Consider the following 16,578-nt stretch of genomic DNA (forward strand, 5'->3'; position numbering starts at 1 on the left):
GGCCGGCTCATGGGTGTCGGGCCGGCTCATGGGTGTCGGGCCGGCTCATGGGTGTCGGGCCGGCTCGGAGGTCGGGCCGGCTCGGGGGGGCCAGGCCGGCTCGGGGGGGTCAGGCCGGCTCGGAGGTGGTGCCGGAGAGGGCCCAGGCGAGGCCGGTGGCGGGGTCCTCCAGGGCGAGGTGCAGGTGGCGCAGCTCGTCGCCGGGCTCGGTCCAGGCCAGGCAGTGCAGGCGGCCGACCAGGGCGTCGACGGCGGCTGCGCCCGGGGTGGCGGTGCAGTCCATCGCGACGAGCAACTGCCGGACGGCGAGCCGCCCTTGGGCCGCGCCGCGGTCACGGCGGGCGGAGGCGAGGTGGACCAGGGCCGGGTACAGCGCGGCGAACGGCAGCTGCCCGCCGGTGACGTCCGGCCCGGCGGCGAGCTGCGCGGCGGCGTCGGTGGCGCGGCCGCGTACGCACACGGCGGTGGTCCAGTCGGCCAGCGCGGCGAGCCGCGCGGTCGCCGGCAGGCCGGTCAACCGGGCTCCGGGGGACGGCAGTTCGATGACGCCGAGGCCTTCGCGGGTGGGCGGCGCCAGGTGCAGGGCGCGCCGCGCGCCGCCGCCGGGCAGGTACTCGCGGACCCGGGTGTCGCGCTCCCACCCGACGTCCTCCCACGGACGCAGCCGGTACGGCACGCCCGCCTCGTCCTCCACGCCGTCCGCCTCCTCGACGCCGCCCCCGTCTCCGTCCTCGCCGAGCAGGGCGCGGGTGTGCGCGGCCAGGCGGCGGATCTCGGGCGGCAGCGGCAGTGCGGCCAGCACCGGCCAGGGGTGGCGGGTGGCGAGCACCTCCCACAGCGGACCGGCGTCGTGGTCGGCCGCCGTCGCCGCCGCGCCGGGCCCGGCGGCCGGGTCGAACAGCCGGGCCGCGATCGCGGCGGGCGCGCCGTACGCCACCAGGTGCCCGAGCGGCGCCGCGAGCGCGTCGCCGAGTGCCCTGGCCAGGCGGAACCGTTCCACCAGCTCCTCCCACCGCCCCCGCGCGGCGAGCCACTGCCCGGACGGCCCCCACCCGTACCGCCCCGGCCCCGTCCTGCTGTCGACGATCATCCGCTCAATGTACGGCCGCACCGCGGGCGCGGCCCGGCGACGCGGCGGTGACGGTCCGTCACGGGATCTCCCGCCTCAGCGTGCCCGCAGGCGGCACGTGCCGGCCTCGTGACCCCGGGCGCCGGAGAGCTGCTGGACGAGTCGCAGGCCGGTGACCGCAACGGGTGGCCGGACCGGGAAAGTGGTCCGGCCACCCGTCAACCATGTGCGATCCGCGCCGTGCGAGGCCGAATCGGCCCGGCCGTTCCCGGAGGGGCCTCAGGCGGCCGACGGCGTCACTGGGTGCGGTAGGCGTCGGTGATGGTCTGGTCGAGGGTGTTGCCATCGGCGTCGGTCAGCTCGGCGCGCAGGGAGACACCGGTGCCGGCCGACGGGTTCTGGACCGTCACCGCGCCCGCTTCGAGCGGGAGGCGGGTCCACGAGGCGCCGCCGTCGGTGGAGGCCGAGACGGTCAGCGAGCGAGTGCGTCCGTCCGCGGCGGCTCCCTGCACGGTGACCGGAATCCGGAGCGCACTGCCGCCCGCCGCGGTGCCGGCCGGGCCGAGCTCGGGAGAGAACCGCACGACGCTCACCGGGAGCGCGGTCGGCCCGGTCGTGGTGGCCGAGGCGAAGGTCCAGAGCGCGTTCACGCGGGTGGTCGCGCCGGCCGCGGCCTTGCGGGTCACCGTGGTGGCCAGGCGGTACGAGGCCTTGCCCGAGGGCACGGTGAACTCGCCGCGTCCGGGTGCGCCGGACGCGGCGCCGACCAGCACGCCGTCGCGGTACAGCGACGTGTACGCGGTGTCGAACAACGGGCTCCACGGTGCGTGGCCGTCGCCGTCGGCGAGCAGCGGGACGTTCGCGGTGATTCGGTCGCCGTCGCGTGAGACGGCGGGACGGTCGGTGAGCGCGGGGCCGAAGACCGGGCCGTCGAAGGTCTGGGTGATCGTGGCCCCGGCCCGTACGGCGATGCGGTCGGCGGTGTAGTAGTTCGGCGCGGTGCCATCGGCGCGGGGGGCGGTGAAGCCGATGTCCCAGGTGCCGCGCTCGGGTGCGACGAGGAAGGTGGCGGTGCCGGGTGTCGGCATGGACCGGGAGACGCCGAGGGCCGTTCCGTCGGTCGGCAGGAGGCTGAAGCGCGTGGTCCCCGTGCTGCCCGGCCCGACGGCGCTACGGATGTTCAGGGTGGCCAGCTCCTGGGCGGAGTAGTGCCGGGTGAGCCCGGTCAGCGCACGGGTGCCGGTGAAGGTCCGGCCGAGCGCGTAGTTGACGGTGTCGGTCTTCCAGTTGACGTCGATCCACTGCTTCAGCGCCCCGGTTTCGGTCTCGGGTCCCAGGTGGGCCACGCGCAGGTTCGGCGACCCGTTGAAGACGTTGCCGCTCCTGGTGACACCCTTGTGTGTGACCTCGACGAACGTCGAACCGTACACGAAGCTCGCGGAGCCGTCCGGGGGGCGGACGTCGACGGGGACGGTGGTCCGCGCGTCGACGGTGACGGTGGTGTCCCGGTCGAGGTCGAGGCGCGGCTGGACGATCCAGTCCGTCCCGATCGTGCCGTTCGCCCCCTGGGTCGAGCTCAGGGTGCTGTCCAGCAGGTACCGGCCCTTGGGCAGCCGCACGGTGGTGACGCCGGAGGCGTCCTGCTGCTCGAGGAACTCCTCGCCGCCGTCCTTGAAGACCCCGGCGACATGGGTGCGGTACTTCGTGGCCGGTTGGCCGGCGCGGTCCACGTGCTTGATGGTGAGGGTGTACGTCTGCGGCTCCGCGGCGAAGGCCGCGCTGCGGAAGGCGGGAGTCGAGGCGCCGACCAGGGCGACGGCGACGGCCAGGGCCCGGAGGGCGCCGCGGCGGGGAACGGAACGAGGGACGGAGCGGGGGGCGGACGTAGTGGTCATGCTCTGTACTGCTCGGACCGGCTCCGGAGTTCCTGTGAGCCGGACCACATCCGGAGCGGGGCGGCCCCCGGGGGCGCGGCCGGCGCCTATGACGCAGGTCACCGGAACCTGCGCGGCGGACCGGGCAGGGCAGAGTGTGGAAGCACTCATGAGAACGCGTCTTCGCCGCGGCGACCCCGACGTCCTGGGCGAGCTGTACGACGAGCACGCCCAGGTGTTGTACCGCTACGCCCTCCGCGTGACGGGCGACTGGGCGGAGGCCGAGGACGTCGTCTCGACGACCTTCCTGGAGGCGTGGCGGGGCCGGGAGAAACTGCACCCCGACGGTGACCGGCTGCGCCCGTGGCTGCTGGGGATCGCGACCAACATCATGCGCCGCACCGCCCGGGCCCGCCGGCGCCGTGACATCGCGCTCGCCCGGCTCCCGGAACGCGGCTTGGTCCCGGACTTCGCCGACGACCTGGTCGCGCACCTCGCGGACGTCGAGCACCTGCGTGCCGCGCACCGCGCGCTCGCCCGGCTCCGGCACCGCGACCGGGAGGTCTTCACCCTCGTGGTGTGGGCCGGGCTGGACTACGCGAGCGCGGCCGAGGCGCTCGGCACGCCGGTCGGCACCGTCCGCTCGCGGCTCTCCCGGGCCCGGGCCCGACTGCGTGAACTCACCGAGGCGGAAGCCCGGGCCCAGGCCAAGGTCGAAGCCAGGGCCAGGGCCGAGGCCCGCGTCCCGTCGGCGCGGCACCGGCACACCGGAACCGGAAAGCCCCCCGCGGCGGAGGGGCGGACCCCTTCCGCCGTCACCGCCCTGCCCGTACCGGGCCGCATCCCCGCGCTCCGGCCGTCGATCCACTCGATCCAGGAGAGCCACGGATGAACGCCACCCCACGGCGCGATACGCAGTGTCCGTCCTCCGCACCGGACGAGCGCCGCGAACTCGCCGAGCTGCTGCCCCCGCCGGCGGTGCCCGGCCTGGACGCGGATCGTCAACTGCTGCTGAGACGGGAGGTGTTGCGCAGGGCCGCCGCGTCCGCCGAACCGCGGGGCGGCACCACCCGGCGTCCGGCCCGGTACCGGCGTCCGGTCCGGATCGCGGTGCCGGCGCTCGCCTGCGCCCTCGCGGTCGTCGGCGTCGTGACGGTGGACCGTGGGGGTTCGGCCGGACACGACCGCGCGGCGGTGACCGGGGGTGGCGCCGCCGGCACCTCCCACGCGGTACGGCTGCTCGACCACATCGCGCTAGCCGCCGCCGGAGCGGAGCAGTCGACGGTCCGCGCCGACCAGTTCGTCTACGTCGAGAGCAGGGTCGCCTACGCGGCTCAGAGCACGGCAGGCGGTCCCGTGACCATGACTCCCGTACACACCCGGCAGGTCTGGCTGTCCGCCGACGGCAGCCGCCCCGGTCTGCTGCGCGAGGAGGGCGGGCCCGACACCCGGCTCGGCGAGAACGGACCGGTCCTCCACCTCGACCGGCCGGGGGAGACCGCCGGGCCCGACACCCCGCGCGGGAACGGTCCGTCGATCGGTGAACCGACCAACGCGTACGTCGCCTCGCTGCCCACCGACCCGGACGCCCTGCTGAAGCTGATCAGGGAACAGACCCGCGGCGAGGGCCAGGACCCGGACCAGCGGGCGTTCACGGCGATCGGCGACCTGCTGGCCGAGACCTGGGCGCCGCCGCAGGTCAGCGCCGCGCTCTACCGGGCCGCCGGGCGGATTCCGGGGGTCACGGAGGTTGCTTCGGCCGTCGACGCCGCCGGACGCGAAGGCGTCGCCGTGGCGCGTACGGCGCACGGGCAGCAGACTCAGTGGGTCTTCGACCGCACCACGTACGCGTTCCTCGGCGAGCGCACGGTCCTCGCCGAGGCCGGCGAGGCAGGGCCGGCCGGGACGGTGGTCGGCGCCTCGGCGGTCCTCGCGAAGGCCGCCGTCGACCGCGTCGGCCAACTCCCCTCAACGGGCCGGTGATGCCGGCGGCAGTCGACCGACCGGCTCCCGGGCCGTCCTCAACCCACCCGACTCCCGGGCCGGCGGATGGGCCGAACGACCGGATCAGCGGACGGTGACCTGGACGCGGTGGCGTTCCAGGCCTCGCTGTCGGTGGGGAGCGCGATCTCCAGCTTCGGTCGGCCGGTGGACGGTCCGGCCACCGGCCCCGAGGCGGAAGGCCCCCGGAGGCGGCCGACTCCCCGGAGGCGCAGGCGGTCGGCAGCGGCAGGCCGATGACCAGCGCCGACAGGGCGGCGACAGTACGGCGCATCAGTTCCCGGCCCCCCACCGCAGCGTATGCGGAGAACGCATGAAAGGTGCCGGTTCTGTCTTTGTGTGAATGGGTCGGGCGGCGGCAGGCTGTCGGCCATGCTCTTCACGAAGCCCCGCACCGCGCAGCCCCGCACCGCGCAGCCCCGCACCGCGCAGCCCCGCACCGCGCAGCCCCGCACCGCGCAGCCCCGCACCGCGCAGCGCCGCACCGCGCAGCCCCGCACCGCGCAGCCCCGCACCGCCCTGCTCGCGGCCCCGCTGCTCGCGGCCGGCCTGCTGGCCGGATGCGCACAGCCGACGCCCACGGCCGGGCCCGTCGCCGCCGCGCCCACCGCCGCGCCCACCGCTTCGGTCGCGCCGACGGCCGAGTCCTTCCGCTGGCTGGAGCAGCACTTCGGCGCCCGCCTCGGCGTGTACGTGCTGGACACCGGCAGCGGGCGGGAGGTCGCCTACCGGGCGGACGAGCGGTTCGCGTTCGCCTCCACCTTCAAGGCGCTGGCCGCGGGCGCGCTGCTGCGCCGCGCGTCCGACGCGGACCTCGACAAGGTGGTGACGTACCGCCAGGAGGACGTGCTGACGTGGGCGCCGGTCACCTCGGAACACGTGGCGACCGGCATGACCGTGCGCGACCTGCTGGCCGCGTCCCTCGACTACAGCGACAACACCGCCGCCAACCTCGTCACGGACCAACTCGGCGGCCCTGCCGCGCTCCAGCAGGCCCTGCGCGAACTCGGCGACCCGACCACCGAGGTCAGCCGCACCGAGCCGGGCCTCAACTCGGCCACCCCGGGCGACACCCGGGACACCAGCACGCCCCGCGCCCTCGCCGCCGACCTGCGCCGGTACGTCCTCGACGACGTCCTTCCCGCCGCCCGGCGGCAGTTGCTCACCGAGCTGATGGTCGCCAACACCACCGGCGGCCCGTACATCCGCGCCGGCGTCCCCGCCGGGTGGAAGGTCGGCGACCGGACCGGCAACGCCGCCTACGGCACCCGCAACGACATCGCCGTCCTCTGGCCGGACGGCGGCCGCGCGCCCGTGGTCGTCGCCGTGCTGTCCGACCGACCCCGGCAGGACGCCGCCTCGGACGACGCCCTGATCGCCCAGGCCACCGGGGCCGCCCTCAACTCCCTCGCCTAACACCGCGATTCGCGAGGAGAACCACCATCGCCCCCGCTCTCGCCGGCCGCGCCTCCTTCCTGCCCGCCGCCAAGGCCACCGCGGACGACGGCGATCCGCAGACCCACGACGACCGGGCCTGCGAACTGGCCGGCGACGACACCGTCCTGTGCGCCCTGGTGGACGCACTGACCCCCGGTCTCCCCCACCCGACGCTCCCGCCCGCGCCGGCCCCGGTGATGCTGTTCGACAACCTGGCGATGCTGAGCGCCGGTTGGGTCTCCTCGATGGCCGTGCTCACCGAGGACGGCACCGTGCTGATCGACGCGCTCACCTCGTCGGCCGACGCCGAGAACGTCATCGTCCCCGCCGCCGGCCCGCCCCTGCTGCCGAGCGACCGAAGAACCGCCTTGACACGCAACAGAGTTGAGGCCGAGCGGCCCCGGACGAGTGATGACCCCCGTCCGGGACCCGGCCTGGCGTCAGCCCTTCGCCGGGACCGTGCGGTCGTGGGCGGGGCGCGGGCGCCAGGTGGGGGCGGCGGCGAGGGCGGCGAGGACGGGGGCGGCGGCGAGGAGGAGGCAGACGGAGAGGGGAACGTGTTCGGTGAGCAGGCCGACCAGCGCCGTGGAGGCCGAACCGCCCGCGTTGAAGGCCGTGTTGACCCAGGCCCCGGCCCGGGTGCGCTGCTCGGGCAGGGCAATCTCGTCGGTGAGCAGGTAGGCGGTGGTCAGCGTCGGGGCGACGGCCAGGCCGGCGACTGCGGCGACGACGGCCAGGACGGGGAGGTTCGGGGCGAGCGCCGCGAGGGCGAGTGCGGCGCCGAGCACGGCGGTCAGCACGGCGAGCCGATTCCCGGCCGCCGCACGCCAGTTGACGGCACCGAGGGCGAGGCCGCCGATCGCGCTGCCCGCGGCGAGCGCGGCCTCCACCCAGGCGACGTCGGCGTCCCGCCCGTGCCGGCCCGCGAACACCACGGCCAGCAGGCCGAACGCGCCGAGACCCGCGCCGACGCCGGCGGCGGCCGCCAGCGGCTGCCGGGCCCGGACCAGCAGCCCCCGCGTGCTCGAACTGCCGCTCTCCTCCGCAGAGTCGGCCCGATCGACCGCCGCTTCGCGCGGCACCGTGACCGCCAGCGCGATCGTCCCGCCGAGGACGAGCACCGCGCTGAGCAGCACGCCGGCCGCCGGACGGGCCGCCGCCGCGAGCACGCCCGCCAGCAAAGGGCCGGTGACGTACAGGAGTTCCTCGGCGACGGTGTCCAGACTGTAGGCCCGGCGGCGCAGTTCGGGGTCCGTCACCAGCCGACTCCACTGCGCACGGGTGACCGGCCCGAGCGGCGGCGCGCACCCGCCCGCCGCCGCGGCCAGCACCAGCAGGACGGGGTACGGGGTGCCGGAGCTCCAGGTGGCGGCGGCCAGCCCGACCAGGGTGAGCGCGTACCCGGCGGCCATCGGCGGCAGGGCGCGCCGAGGCCCGTACCGGTCGACCAGCCCCGCCCGGGCCGGGGACAGCAGAACGCTGACGGTGGAGAACACCGCCATCACCCAGCCGGCCCGCGCGTACGAGCCGGTGGTGCCGGCGACGGCGAGCAGCAGCGACAGCGAGACGGTGCCGTAGGAGAGGCGGCCGATCAGGGCCGCGCCGAACAGGCGAGCCGCACCAGGGGTGCGCAGAACAGCCCAATAGGACGAAGACATCGAAGAGTTCCTCGAAGAAGACGGCGCAGCGCGCGCCGGTGAACAGGGACGCCGAAGGCACCGCGCCACCGGTCCTGGTGGGCGGTCGCCGCGCGGGGTCCTAGTCACGGAGGAGGAACATGCCGGGAATGCTAGCCGACGGGGTCCGAACGCCGTCCAGCGAATATGCCCGTCACGCCGGCGTGTACCCGCGGGCCCGCACCAGGTCCTGTACGAGGCGGGTGAACGCCCGGCTTGCCGCGCTGCGGTAGGCGCCCTCGCGGTGGAGCAGGGTGACGGTGCGGGTCGGCAGGGGCGGGTCGAGCGGGACGGGGGCGAGGTGCGGGTGGTCGTCGGTGATGGCGTCGGGCAGGACGGTGGCCAGGTCGGTGCGGCGGACGATCTCGGTGAGGGCCTGGATGGAGTTGGCCTCGACCGTGATGCGCGGGGTGCTGCGGTGCCGCGCGAAGTACTCGTCGATGTGGCCGCGGGTGGCGAAGTCACCTGTCAGTAGCGCGAGTTGTTCGTCGCGGAGGGCGCTCACCGGCAGTGGGTCGGGCAGTGTGCGGGCGCGTTCGGCGGAGGCGACCAGGCCGAGCGTCTCGGTGAACAGCGCGGTGCCCGCCACGCCGGGCAGGTGGGTGCCGGCGAAGGCGATGCCGAGGTCGAGTTCGTCGGCGAGGAGGGCGGCTTCGACGCGGTCCTGGGTGGTCTCGGTGAGCGTGAGGCCGACGCCGGGGTGCCGGGTGTGCAGTGCGGCGGTGAGCGGGCCGACCAGGTAGGCGGTGAACGTGGGGGTGACGCCGAGGCGCAGGTGGCCGCGGCTCAGGTCCTGGACGTCGTGGACGGCGCGTTCGGCGGCGGCGAGGTCGCGCAGCGCGCGGCGGGCGTGGTCGGTGTAGACCGCGCCGGCGTCGGTGAGTCGCACGCTGCGGCCGGTGCGGTCCAGCAGTTGGACGCCGAGGGTCTTCTCCAGCTGCTTGATCTGCTGGGACAGCGTGGGCTGCGAGATGTGCAGCTCCTCGGCGGCGCGGGTGAAGTTGCCCTGCTCGGCCACGGCGAGCAGGTAGCGCAGGTGACGCAGTTCGACGGAGACCGGGGAAGTCAGGGAAGCCATGCCCACCACTATAGATACGACCAATAACAACCATGGCTTACAGCTCTTGGACGCTATGGGTGCAGGTCATGCATGGTGGATCTCACCGGCCCACCGAGGCCGGTACTCGCTCTCGAAGGGAGTGACCACCACCATGCAGGACATCACCGACGGCGTCGCCCGTTTCCAACGCGACGTCTTCCCGGCCAAGCGGGACCTCTTCGCCCGTCTGGCCACCCACCACACCCCGGACACGCTGTTCATCGGATGCTCGGACGCCCGGGTCGTCCCGGAGCTGATCACCGGCACCGAACCCGGCGAGCTGTTCGTCGTCCGCACCGCCGGCAACCTCGTGCCCGCCTACACGCCCGGGGCCGACGGGATCTCCGCCAGCATCGAGTACGCCGTCGCGGTCCTCGAGGTGCGGGACGTCATCGTCTGCGGCCACTCCGCGTGCGGCGCGATGACCGCCCTCGCCGAGGGCCGGGACCTCACCGCGGCACCGGCCGTCGCGTCCTGGCTGCGCCACGCGGACGCCTCCGTGGCGCGCACGGCCGCCGACGGCGGCGTCCCGGCCCTGGTCCGCGCGAACGTCCTCGCCCAGCTGGCCAATCTCGCCACCCACCCGTCGGTGGCCCGCGCCCTGGCGGCGCACCGGGTCGCGCTGCACGGCTGGGTCTACGACATCCCCACCGGTCGCATCGACGACCTCACCCCCGCCGCCGTCGCGGCCTGATCCCCGAAGGAATCCGCCATGCCCCACGCCCAGTTCTCCCCGACCGCCCGCGAGGCCCTGGCCGCCAAGGCCGTCGACGCCAAGACCCGCAAGGACCTCAGCTGGCAGCAGATCGCCGACGCGTCGGGTCTGTCCGTCGCCTTCACCACCGCCGCCGTCCTCGGCCAGCACCCGCTGCCGAAGGAGTCCGCCGAGGCCGTCGCCGCGCTCCTCGGCCTGGACGACGACGACGCGAGGCTGCTGCAGACCATCCCGCTGCGCGGCTCGATGCCCGACCGCATCCCGACCGACCCGACGATGTACCGCTTCTACGAGATGCTCCAGGTCTACGGCACCACGCTGAAGGCCCTGGTCCACGAGCAGTTCGGCGACGGCATCATCTCCGCCATCAACTTCCGGCTGGACGTGAAGAAGGTCGCCGACCCGGACGGCGGCGAGCGCGCCGTCATCACCCTGGACGGCAAGTACCTCCCCACCAAGCCGTTCTGACACCACCGGACCGTTCCGACGTTCCGACACCCCGCACACGCGGAGGGGCGGGCCGACCGGCCCGCCCCTCCCGACTCCGAGGAGCCATCGTGGACTTCGCCCGCCGCACCATCGACCTCGCCCGCCGGAACGTCCTCGACGGCGGCCGCCCCTTCGCCACCGTCATCGTCAAGGACGGCGAGATCCTCGCCGAGAGCCCCAACCTGGTCGCCCAGACCGGCGATCCGACGGCGCACGCCGAGATCCTCGCCATCCGCGAGGCCTGCACCGGGCTCGGCACCGAGCACCTGACCGGGACCACCATCTACGTGCTGGCCCACCCGTGCCCGATGTGCCTGGGCTCGCTCTACTACTGCTCGCCGGACGAGGTGGTCTTCCTCACCACCCGCGACGCGTACCGGCCGCACTACGTCGACGACCGGAAGTACTTCGAACTCGACTCGTTCTACGGGGAGTTCGCCAAGCCGTGGCAGGAGCGCCGGCTGCCGATGCGGCACGACGACCGGGCGGACGCCGTCGACGTCTACCGCCTGTGGCAGCAGCGCAACGGCGGCGAGCGCCGCGTCGCGGGTGCGCCGACCGCCGGCTGACCCCGAGTGACCTACACCGGGCTGGCCGCGTAGACGCGCTCGGCGAACTCGGCGAACTGCTCGTCCGGGAGGTGCCTGGCCAGGTCCGCTTCGCTGATCATGCCGACCATCCGCTTGTTCTCGATCACGGGGAGTCGGCGGATGCGGTGGCTCTCCATCTCGCGGAGCACGTCGTCGAGGCCCGCGTCCGCGTCGATCCAGCGCGGCATGCCCTCGATGATGTCGGCCGCCGTGCACTCGGCCGGGTTCTGGCCGCGCGCGACGCACTTCACGACGATGTCCCGGTCGGTGATGATGCCGCAGAGCCGTTCGTCGTGGGTCTCGTCGCCGACCGGCAGCGCGCCCACGTTCAGCGTGTTCATCAGCTGCGCGGCGCGCTGCAGCGTCTCGTTCCTGGTGATCCAGTGGGCACCGGGGTGCATGATGTCCTTGGCCGTGGTCATGCCGTCCTCCTGCGGTACGAGAGTGTGGCCCCTCGTCCAGGTTCCCCCTGCGGTCCGGTCCCCGCGAACCGGATCGTCCCGGGGGCGTCGGCGGGTTCGGACGGCGGGTTCAGGCGGCGGTTTCAGGCACCGGTCTCCGCCAGGACTCTGGCCGCGTGCACCTTCCCGGCGTGCTCGACGAGCGTGATCAGCACGGTCTTTCCCGAACCCCGCTCCCGCGCGTCGCACAGCACCACGGGGGTGTCCCCGTCGAGGTCGAGCGCCCGGGAGACCTCGTCGGGGTGGAAGGTCCGGGTGCCGTCGAAGTGGTTGACGGCGACCACGAACGGGATGCGGCGGTGCTCGAAGAAGTCGACGGCGGGGAAGCAGTCGGCGAGGCGGCGGGTGTCGACGAGGACGACGGCGCCGATGGCGCCGCGGACGAGGTCGTCCCACATGAACCAGAAGCGGTCCTGTCCGGGGGTGCCGAACAGGTAGAGGATGAGGTCTTCGTCGAGGGTGATGCGGCCGAAGTCCATGGCGACGGTGGTGGTCGTCTTGCCGGAGACGTGGCTGAGGTCGTCGATGCCGGCGGAGGCGCTGGTCAACTGCTCCTCGGTGCGCAGCGGTCTGATCTCGCTGACGGCCCCGACCAGGGTGGTCTTGCCGACGCCGAAGCCGCCCGCCACCAGGATCTTCAGGGCGAGGTCGGTGCTGTCAGAGCGCGCGAAGTCCATGGACGACCTCCTGGAGGATGTGTTCGTGCGGGAGCAGGGCCGGTGGGACGGGGCGGCTGACCCGGACGAGTTCGGCGTCGAGGAGATCGCCGAGCAGGACCCGGACCACGCCGAGCGGCAGGTCGAGGTCGGCGGCGATCTCGGCGACGGACAGGGCGTTGCCGCGGCACAGGTGCAGGATGGCGGCCGGTTCGGGGCCGATCGGCAGGACGGCCGGGTCGGGGACGTCGGTGACGACCAGGGCGATCAGGTCGAAGGGCTGTCCGGGGCGGGTGCGGCCCTTGGTGAGCGCGTAGGGGCGGACCATCGGGCCGGCGGCCTCGTCGTACCACTGGACGGGGCGGTCGGGCGGCGGCGGGTAGCCGGACGCGGAGCCGGGCAGGTAGTGGCGCGGCGGGTAGGCCAACGGGCTCACCCTTCCCGGGGGTCGCGCGGGGCGGCGTGCAGGTGTTCGCCGACGCGGCGCACCAGGCGGGCCATCTCGTAGGCGACCAGGCCGAGATCGGCGTCGGGTCCGGCGAAGACGGCCAGGCAGGAGGCCTGTCCGGCGGCCGCGACGAGCAGGTAGCCGCGGTCCAGCTCGACCATGGTCTGGCGGACCCGGCCGGCGTCGAAGTGCCGGCCCGCACCCTTGGCGAGGCTGTGGAAGCCGGAGGCGACGGCGGCCAGGTGCTCGGTGTCCTCGCGGGCCAGGCCGGCCGAGTTGCCCATCGACAGGCCGTCGGCGGAGAGCATCACCGCGCACCTGACCTGGGCGGTGCGGGTGACCAACTCGTCGAGCAGCCAGTTGAGTTCGCCGCTGTGGTAGGTGGTGCCGATCATCGGTGGCGGTCTCCTGCGTCGGAAGGGTCGGGGGCGCTGCCGCGGGCCCAGCCGCGCTGGAAGGCGGCCATGGCGGTGCGGGCCTGTTCGGGGTCGCGTTCGGCGGGTGCGGCGGACCGCAGCCCGGGCCGGGCGTCCGGTGCGGGGGCTTCGCGCAGTTGCGGCGCGAGGCTGGCCTGCCGGACCCGGCGCGGGAGTCGGTCCTCCCCGTCGGCGGCCGGCGGGAACGCGGCGGGCGCCAGCGCGAGGGCGAGCGGCAGCACGGGCGCGGGCGGCAGCACCGGCGCGGGCGGCAGCACCGGCGCCGGCGGCAGCACCGGCGCCGGCGGTTCGGCGAGCGCGGTGGCGGACCGCCGTGTTTCAGGCGCCGGCGGCGTCAACGGCCGTTCGGGGCGGGCGAGTTCGGCATCCGCGGTGGGCTCGGCGGGCGCGCCGTCGTCCGCGCCGCGCGGGTCGAGCAGGTCGGTGGGGAGCAGCACGACGACGGTGGTGCCGCCGTAGGGGGACGGCCGCAGGGCGACCTTGACGCCGTGCCGTTGGGCGAGGCGGCTGACCACGAACAGGCCGAGCCGGTCGCTGTCGAACAGGTCGATCCGGTCGCCGACGGCGATCCGCCGGTTGGCGTCGGCGAGGGCTTCGGGGCCCATGCCGAGGCCGCGGTCCTCGATCTCGACGGCGTAGCCGGTGCCGACCTGTTCGCCGCGGATGTGCACCTTGGTGTGCGGGGGCGAGAACCCGGTGGCGTTCTCGACGAGTTCGGCGAGCAGGTGGGTGAGGTCGGCGACGGCGGGGCCGGTGACGGCGGCGTGCGGGAGGCGGTGGACGTCGATCCGGGCGTACTCCTCGACCTCGGCGACGGCGGCGCGGACCACGTCGGTGAGCGGGACGGGCTTGCGCCAGGCGCGACCGGGGGCGGCGCCGGAGAGGATGATCAGGCCTTCGGCGTGGCGGCGCATCCGGGTGGTGAGGTGGTCGAGCCGGAACAGGTCGTCGAGTTCGGCGGGGTCCTCGGTGCGGCGTTCCATGGCGTCGAGCAGGGTGAGTTGGCGGTGCACCAGGACCTGGCTGCGGCGGGCGAGGTTGACGAAGACGCCGGAGACGCCGGAGAGCACTTCGGCGCGTTCGACGGCGGCGGTGACGGCGGCCCGCTGCACGGTGTCGAGGGCCTGGTGGACCTGGCCGATCTCGTCGCCGCCGTGGTCGCGCAGCGGCGCCTCGGCGTCCACGTCGACCTCTTGGCCGGACCTCAGCCTGCGCATGGTGGCGGGGAGTCGGCGTCCGGCGAGTTCGAGCGCGGAGTTGCGCAGGGCGTGCAGTTCGGCGACCAGTCCGCGGCCGATCCGGACGGAGATCAGCAGGGCGGCGAGGACGGCGAGCAGGCCGAGCAGCACGGTGGCGCCGGAGGTGGTGAACAGGCCGAGGGCGTAGGGGTCGGCGCGTTCGGCGGCGGCCTGGCCGGCCTGGTGTTCGACGGCGGCGAGGTCCTGGGCGGTGGTGGCGGCGACGGTGTTCCAGCGGTCGGCGGGGACGGCGGCGAGCGCGGCGCGCGGGTCGGCGGCGGCGGTGAGGGCGTCCTCGTAGCGGCGCAGTTCCCGGTAGTCGCTCCCGTCGGTGACGGCGGCCAGCGCGGTGCGGTCGGCGGGGCGCAGGTCGGGGGCGGCGGCCTGTTCGAACTGGGTGCGGGCCGAGGCGGCCTGTTGGACGGCTCGGAACTGGGGGTCGTCGAGTCGTCCGGCCCGGGCGGCGGCGCGCAACAGGGCGTCCTCGCGGGCGAGTTGTTCGCGGGAGCGGGCGAATTCGAGCAGTACGCGGGCGTCGGCGGCGACCCGGTGGTCCTGCAGGGCGGTGAGCGAGCCGGCCACGGCGAGGGCGTGGTCGACGGCGGTGGTGTAGGCGGTGCAGGCGTCGTCCCAGCGGACGCCGTGGCCGAGGATCTGGCGGCGCAGTGCGGGGAGCGCGGCGAGGGAGCGGGTCAGGGTGTCGAGGCGGTCGGCGGGTTCGGCGCCGAGTCCTTCGGCGTCGGCGAGGTTGTAGCCGGAGGCGAGGGCGAGCGGGGCGGCGGCCCGGTCGGTGTTCTGGGCGGCGGTGCGGAGTTCGGCGTCGCGGGCGGGGTCGGGGCCGGTGGTGGCGAGGAGTTGTCCGGCGGCGGTGCGTTCGGCCTGCAGGGCGGTGACGGTGTGGTCGAGGGGGCCGCGGAGGGTGGTGTCGACGTCCTTGATCCGCAGCAGGTTCCAGACGTCGCTCGCGGTGCTGACGGTGGCGAACGACCAGAGGGCCATCAGGGCGACGACGGGGAGGATCAGGACGGCGACGATCCGGGCGCGGACGGTGCGCGGGCGCAGGCTCGGCCGGGTCGGCGGGGCGGCGGGGAGCGGGGTTTCGTCGGCGGGCGGTCCGGCGTGGGCGCCGCGGCGGGGGGCGCCGGGCCTGCCGCGGGCGGGTCCGCGGGGGGTGCTGGGGGCGGGTGGGCCGTTGCGGGCGGTGCCGCGGGGCGGGCGCATGGGCGGGAGGGCCTTTCGGGGGGACGGGCGGTCAGGCGGCGCGGCCGAGTTCTTCGACGGCGATTTCGCCGGCTTCGCGGTAGGCGGCGTTCTCCTGGGCGGTCGGGGAGAGCGAGACGAACGCGGCGGTGAGGAAGAGGAAGGAGCCGAGTCCGACGGCCAGTGGGAAGACGAACTGCATGGGGGTGGCGCCGCCGAGTCCGCTGCGGGCGGGTTCCATGTGGACGTGGACGGCGGCCATGCCGGTGTAGTGCATGCAGCTGACGGCGATGCCCATGACGAGTGAGGCGGCCGCGGCGGCGTACACGTTGCGGATGGTGACGGCGGCCCAGAGCGCGGCGGTGGCGGCGCCGACGGCGATCAGCACGGACAGTGCGACGGTGCCGAACCGGTACTGGAGTTCGCCGTGGATGCGGACGGCGGCCATGCCGATGTAGTGCATGGCGGCGACGCCGAGGCCGGTGGTGAGGCCGCCGAGCAGCAGGCTGCGGCCGCGGTGCCGGCCGTGGCCGACGACGAACACGCCGAGGCCGACGACGGCGACGGCGACCAGCAGGCTGAGCACCGTCAGCGGTATGTCGTAGCGGAGTTCGGTGCCGCCGACGGTGAAACCGAACATGGCGACGAAGTGCATGGTCCAGATGCCGGAGCCGATCGCGGCGGCGGCGGTGAGCAGCCAGTTGCGGCGGGAGGCGCCGGTGGCGGAGAGCGCACGCAGGGTGCACCGGAGGCCGAGGGCCGCGCCCACGCAGGCCATCGCGTAGGAGAGGACTGGGGTGAGCCAGCCGAAACTGAAGTGGTCCATCGATCCCATGGGTGCCTCCCGCGAGTGCCCGGCGGCGCTCGCCCACTCTGGTGTTGTGCAGGGCTCCCGGGTGCCAGGGCTCCTGTGATCCGGGGACGCTGGACGCTACCCAGAGTTGAGAGATGGTCACCAGAAGATCTGAAAAGCACCACGCGTCGTGGGGGCGGTGTGCTCGAATGGGCCTGCGGCCTATGCCCTTTGCATGCCCCGCCGGCCCCGGCGCGTGCTCCGCGTACCGCCGGCGGCTGTCTCGGGTGCGAACTGTCGGCCGGAGCCGATACCCTCCGCGTGCTTCCCTGTTGGAACATCAATTCGAGGGTGTCCGTTGTCCTATCCTGTCCCGCCCCCTCCGACCGGTACGT

Annotated in this window: 16 protein-coding genes; 6 read left to right on the top strand and 10 right to left on the bottom strand. The window is 74.6% G+C overall.

Translation table 11 applies throughout. The features are described 5' to 3' along the window. Positions 1-109: 109 nt before the first annotated feature. Both AMK19_RS07340 and AMK19_RS07345 read right to left on the bottom strand, forming a co-directional pair. The gene (locus AMK19_RS07340) at positions 110-1,090 is read right to left on the bottom strand and encodes a hypothetical protein (protein WP_143200085.1); all 981 of its coding nucleotides are present in this window, start codon (positions 1,088-1,090) and stop codon (positions 110-112) included. Between the two features lie 275 nt (positions 1,091-1,365). Beyond that, positions 1,366-2,964: a hypothetical protein gene (locus AMK19_RS07345; RefSeq protein WP_073809054.1), complete on the bottom strand. Its 1,599-nt coding sequence runs from the start codon at positions 2,962-2,964 to the stop codon at positions 1,366-1,368. A gap of 148 nt (positions 2,965-3,112) precedes the next feature. Between AMK19_RS07345 and AMK19_RS07350 the strand changes: the two genes are divergently transcribed. The 3 genes from AMK19_RS07350 (at position 3,113) to bla (ending at position 6,360) form a co-directional block, all read left to right on the top strand. Then, a complete protein-coding gene (locus tag AMK19_RS07350; protein ID WP_143200086.1) occupies positions 3,113-3,835 on the top strand; it encodes an RNA polymerase sigma factor in 723 nt (240 codons plus the stop codon). After that, positions 3,832-4,926, top strand: a complete 1,095-nt coding sequence (locus AMK19_RS07355; protein ID WP_073809056.1) for a CU044_5270 family protein — start codon at positions 3,832-3,834, stop codon at positions 4,924-4,926. Before AMK19_RS07350 ends, AMK19_RS07355 begins: the two co-directional genes overlap by 4 nt. 390 nt (positions 4,927-5,316) lie before the next feature. Further along, positions 5,317-6,360: a class A beta-lactamase gene (gene bla / locus AMK19_RS07360; RefSeq protein WP_083646595.1), complete on the top strand. Its 1,044-nt coding sequence runs from the start codon at positions 5,317-5,319 to the stop codon at positions 6,358-6,360. Between the two features lie 461 nt (positions 6,361-6,821). Here bla and AMK19_RS07370 read toward each other — a convergent pair whose 3' ends face one another. Then, positions 6,822-8,039: an MFS transporter gene (locus AMK19_RS07370; protein WP_073809065.1), complete on the bottom strand. Its 1,218-nt coding sequence runs from the start codon at positions 8,037-8,039 to the stop codon at positions 6,822-6,824. A gap of 172 nt (positions 8,040-8,211) precedes the next feature. After that, entirely contained in the window at positions 8,212-9,135 is a 924-nt protein-coding gene (cynR, locus tag AMK19_RS07375; protein ID WP_073809067.1) for a transcriptional regulator CynR, read from the bottom strand. Between the two features lie 133 nt (positions 9,136-9,268). On the opposite strand from cynR, the gene AMK19_RS07380 reads away from it, so the two are divergent. From AMK19_RS07380 to AMK19_RS07390, 3 genes are all read left to right on the top strand, one after another. Then, on the top strand, positions 9,269-9,850 hold the full coding sequence (locus AMK19_RS07380) for a carbonic anhydrase (RefSeq protein ID WP_073809642.1): 582 nt from the start codon (positions 9,269-9,271) through the stop codon (positions 9,848-9,850). Positions 9,851-9,868: 18 nt separating this feature from the next. Continuing rightward, positions 9,869-10,339, top strand: coding sequence for a cyanase (gene cynS, locus AMK19_RS07385; RefSeq protein WP_073809069.1), 471 nt, complete (start codon positions 9,869-9,871; stop codon positions 10,337-10,339). Between the two features lie 89 nt (positions 10,340-10,428). After that, positions 10,429-10,929 (top strand): nucleoside deaminase, encoded by a 501-nt coding sequence (locus AMK19_RS07390; protein WP_073809070.1) that lies wholly within the window; start codon positions 10,429-10,431, stop codon positions 10,927-10,929. Between the two features lie 11 nt (positions 10,930-10,940). Here the strand turns inward: AMK19_RS07390 and AMK19_RS07395 are convergent, their stop codons facing one another. The 6 genes from AMK19_RS07395 to AMK19_RS07420 form a co-directional block, all read right to left on the bottom strand. Beyond that, positions 10,941-11,372: a CBS domain-containing protein gene (locus tag AMK19_RS07395; RefSeq protein WP_073809072.1), complete on the bottom strand. Its 432-nt coding sequence runs from the start codon at positions 11,370-11,372 to the stop codon at positions 10,941-10,943. 122 nt (positions 11,373-11,494) lie between these two features. Further along, entirely contained in the window at positions 11,495-12,088 is a 594-nt protein-coding gene (locus tag AMK19_RS07400) for a GTP-binding protein (RefSeq protein ID WP_073809073.1), read from the bottom strand. After that, positions 12,069-12,395 carry a DUF742 domain-containing protein gene (locus AMK19_RS07405; protein WP_083646596.1) on the bottom strand — a complete coding sequence of 109 codons (327 nt, stop codon included), beginning with the start codon at positions 12,393-12,395 and terminating at the stop codon, positions 12,069-12,071. Before AMK19_RS07405 ends, AMK19_RS07400 begins: the two co-directional genes overlap by 20 nt. Positions 12,396-12,499: 104 nt before the next feature. Continuing rightward, on the bottom strand, positions 12,500-12,910 hold the full coding sequence (locus AMK19_RS07410; protein ID WP_073809074.1) for a roadblock/LC7 domain-containing protein: 411 nt from the start codon (positions 12,908-12,910) through the stop codon (positions 12,500-12,502). Continuing rightward, on the bottom strand, positions 12,907-15,411 hold the full coding sequence (locus tag AMK19_RS07415) for a nitrate- and nitrite sensing domain-containing protein (protein ID WP_073809076.1): 2,505 nt from the start codon (positions 15,409-15,411) through the stop codon (positions 12,907-12,909). Before AMK19_RS07415 ends, AMK19_RS07410 begins: the two co-directional genes overlap by 4 nt. Positions 15,412-15,442: 31 nt before the next feature. Beyond that, complete coding sequence (locus tag AMK19_RS07420; protein WP_073809077.1) at positions 15,443-16,225, bottom strand: MHYT domain-containing protein; 783 nt, start codon at positions 16,223-16,225, stop codon at positions 15,443-15,445. Between the last annotated feature and the right edge of the window lie 353 nt (positions 16,226-16,578).

The organism is Kitasatospora sp. CB01950, assembly GCF_001905465.1.
Lineage (GTDB): Bacteria > Actinomycetota > Actinomycetes > Streptomycetales > Streptomycetaceae > Kitasatospora.

What these genes read in the sequence shown, in the direction of transcription:
- AMK19_RS07340 (WP_143200085.1), bottom strand. Translation starts at nt 1,090, where the DNA reads ATGATCGTCGACAGCAGGACGGGGCCGGGGCGGTACGGGTGGGGGCCG.
- AMK19_RS07345 (WP_073809054.1), bottom strand. Translation starts at nt 2,964, where the DNA reads ATGACCACTACGTCCGCCCCCCGCTCCGTCCCTCGTTCCGTTCCCCGC.
- AMK19_RS07350 (WP_143200086.1), top strand. Translation starts at nt 3,113, where the DNA reads ATGAGAACGCGTCTTCGCCGCGGCGACCCCGACGTCCTGGGCGAGCTG.
- AMK19_RS07355 (WP_073809056.1), top strand. Translation starts at nt 3,832, where the DNA reads ATGAACGCCACCCCACGGCGCGATACGCAGTGTCCGTCCTCCGCACCG.
- bla (WP_083646595.1), top strand. Translation starts at nt 5,317, where the DNA reads ATGCTCTTCACGAAGCCCCGCACCGCGCAGCCCCGCACCGCGCAGCCC.
- AMK19_RS07370 (WP_073809065.1), bottom strand. Translation starts at nt 8,039, where the DNA reads ATGTCTTCGTCCTATTGGGCTGTTCTGCGCACCCCTGGTGCGGCTCGC.
- cynR (WP_073809067.1), bottom strand. Translation starts at nt 9,135, where the DNA reads ATGGCTTCCCTGACTTCCCCGGTCTCCGTCGAACTGCGTCACCTGCGC.
- AMK19_RS07380 (WP_073809642.1), top strand. Translation starts at nt 9,269, where the DNA reads ATGCAGGACATCACCGACGGCGTCGCCCGTTTCCAACGCGACGTCTTC.
- cynS (WP_073809069.1), top strand. Translation starts at nt 9,869, where the DNA reads ATGCCCCACGCCCAGTTCTCCCCGACCGCCCGCGAGGCCCTGGCCGCC.
- AMK19_RS07395 (WP_073809072.1), bottom strand. Translation starts at nt 11,372, where the DNA reads ATGACCACGGCCAAGGACATCATGCACCCCGGTGCCCACTGGATCACC.
- AMK19_RS07400 (WP_073809073.1), bottom strand. Translation starts at nt 12,088, where the DNA reads ATGGACTTCGCGCGCTCTGACAGCACCGACCTCGCCCTGAAGATCCTG.
- AMK19_RS07405 (WP_083646596.1), bottom strand. Translation starts at nt 12,395, where the DNA reads ATGGTCCGCCCCTACGCGCTCACCAAGGGCCGCACCCGCCCCGGACAG.
- AMK19_RS07410 (WP_073809074.1), bottom strand. Translation starts at nt 12,910, where the DNA reads ATGATCGGCACCACCTACCACAGCGGCGAACTCAACTGGCTGCTCGAC.
- AMK19_RS07415 (WP_073809076.1), bottom strand. Translation starts at nt 15,411, where the DNA reads ATGCGCCCGCCCCGCGGCACCGCCCGCAACGGCCCACCCGCCCCCAGC.
- AMK19_RS07420 (WP_073809077.1), bottom strand. Translation starts at nt 16,225, where the DNA reads ATGGGATCGATGGACCACTTCAGTTTCGGCTGGCTCACCCCAGTCCTC.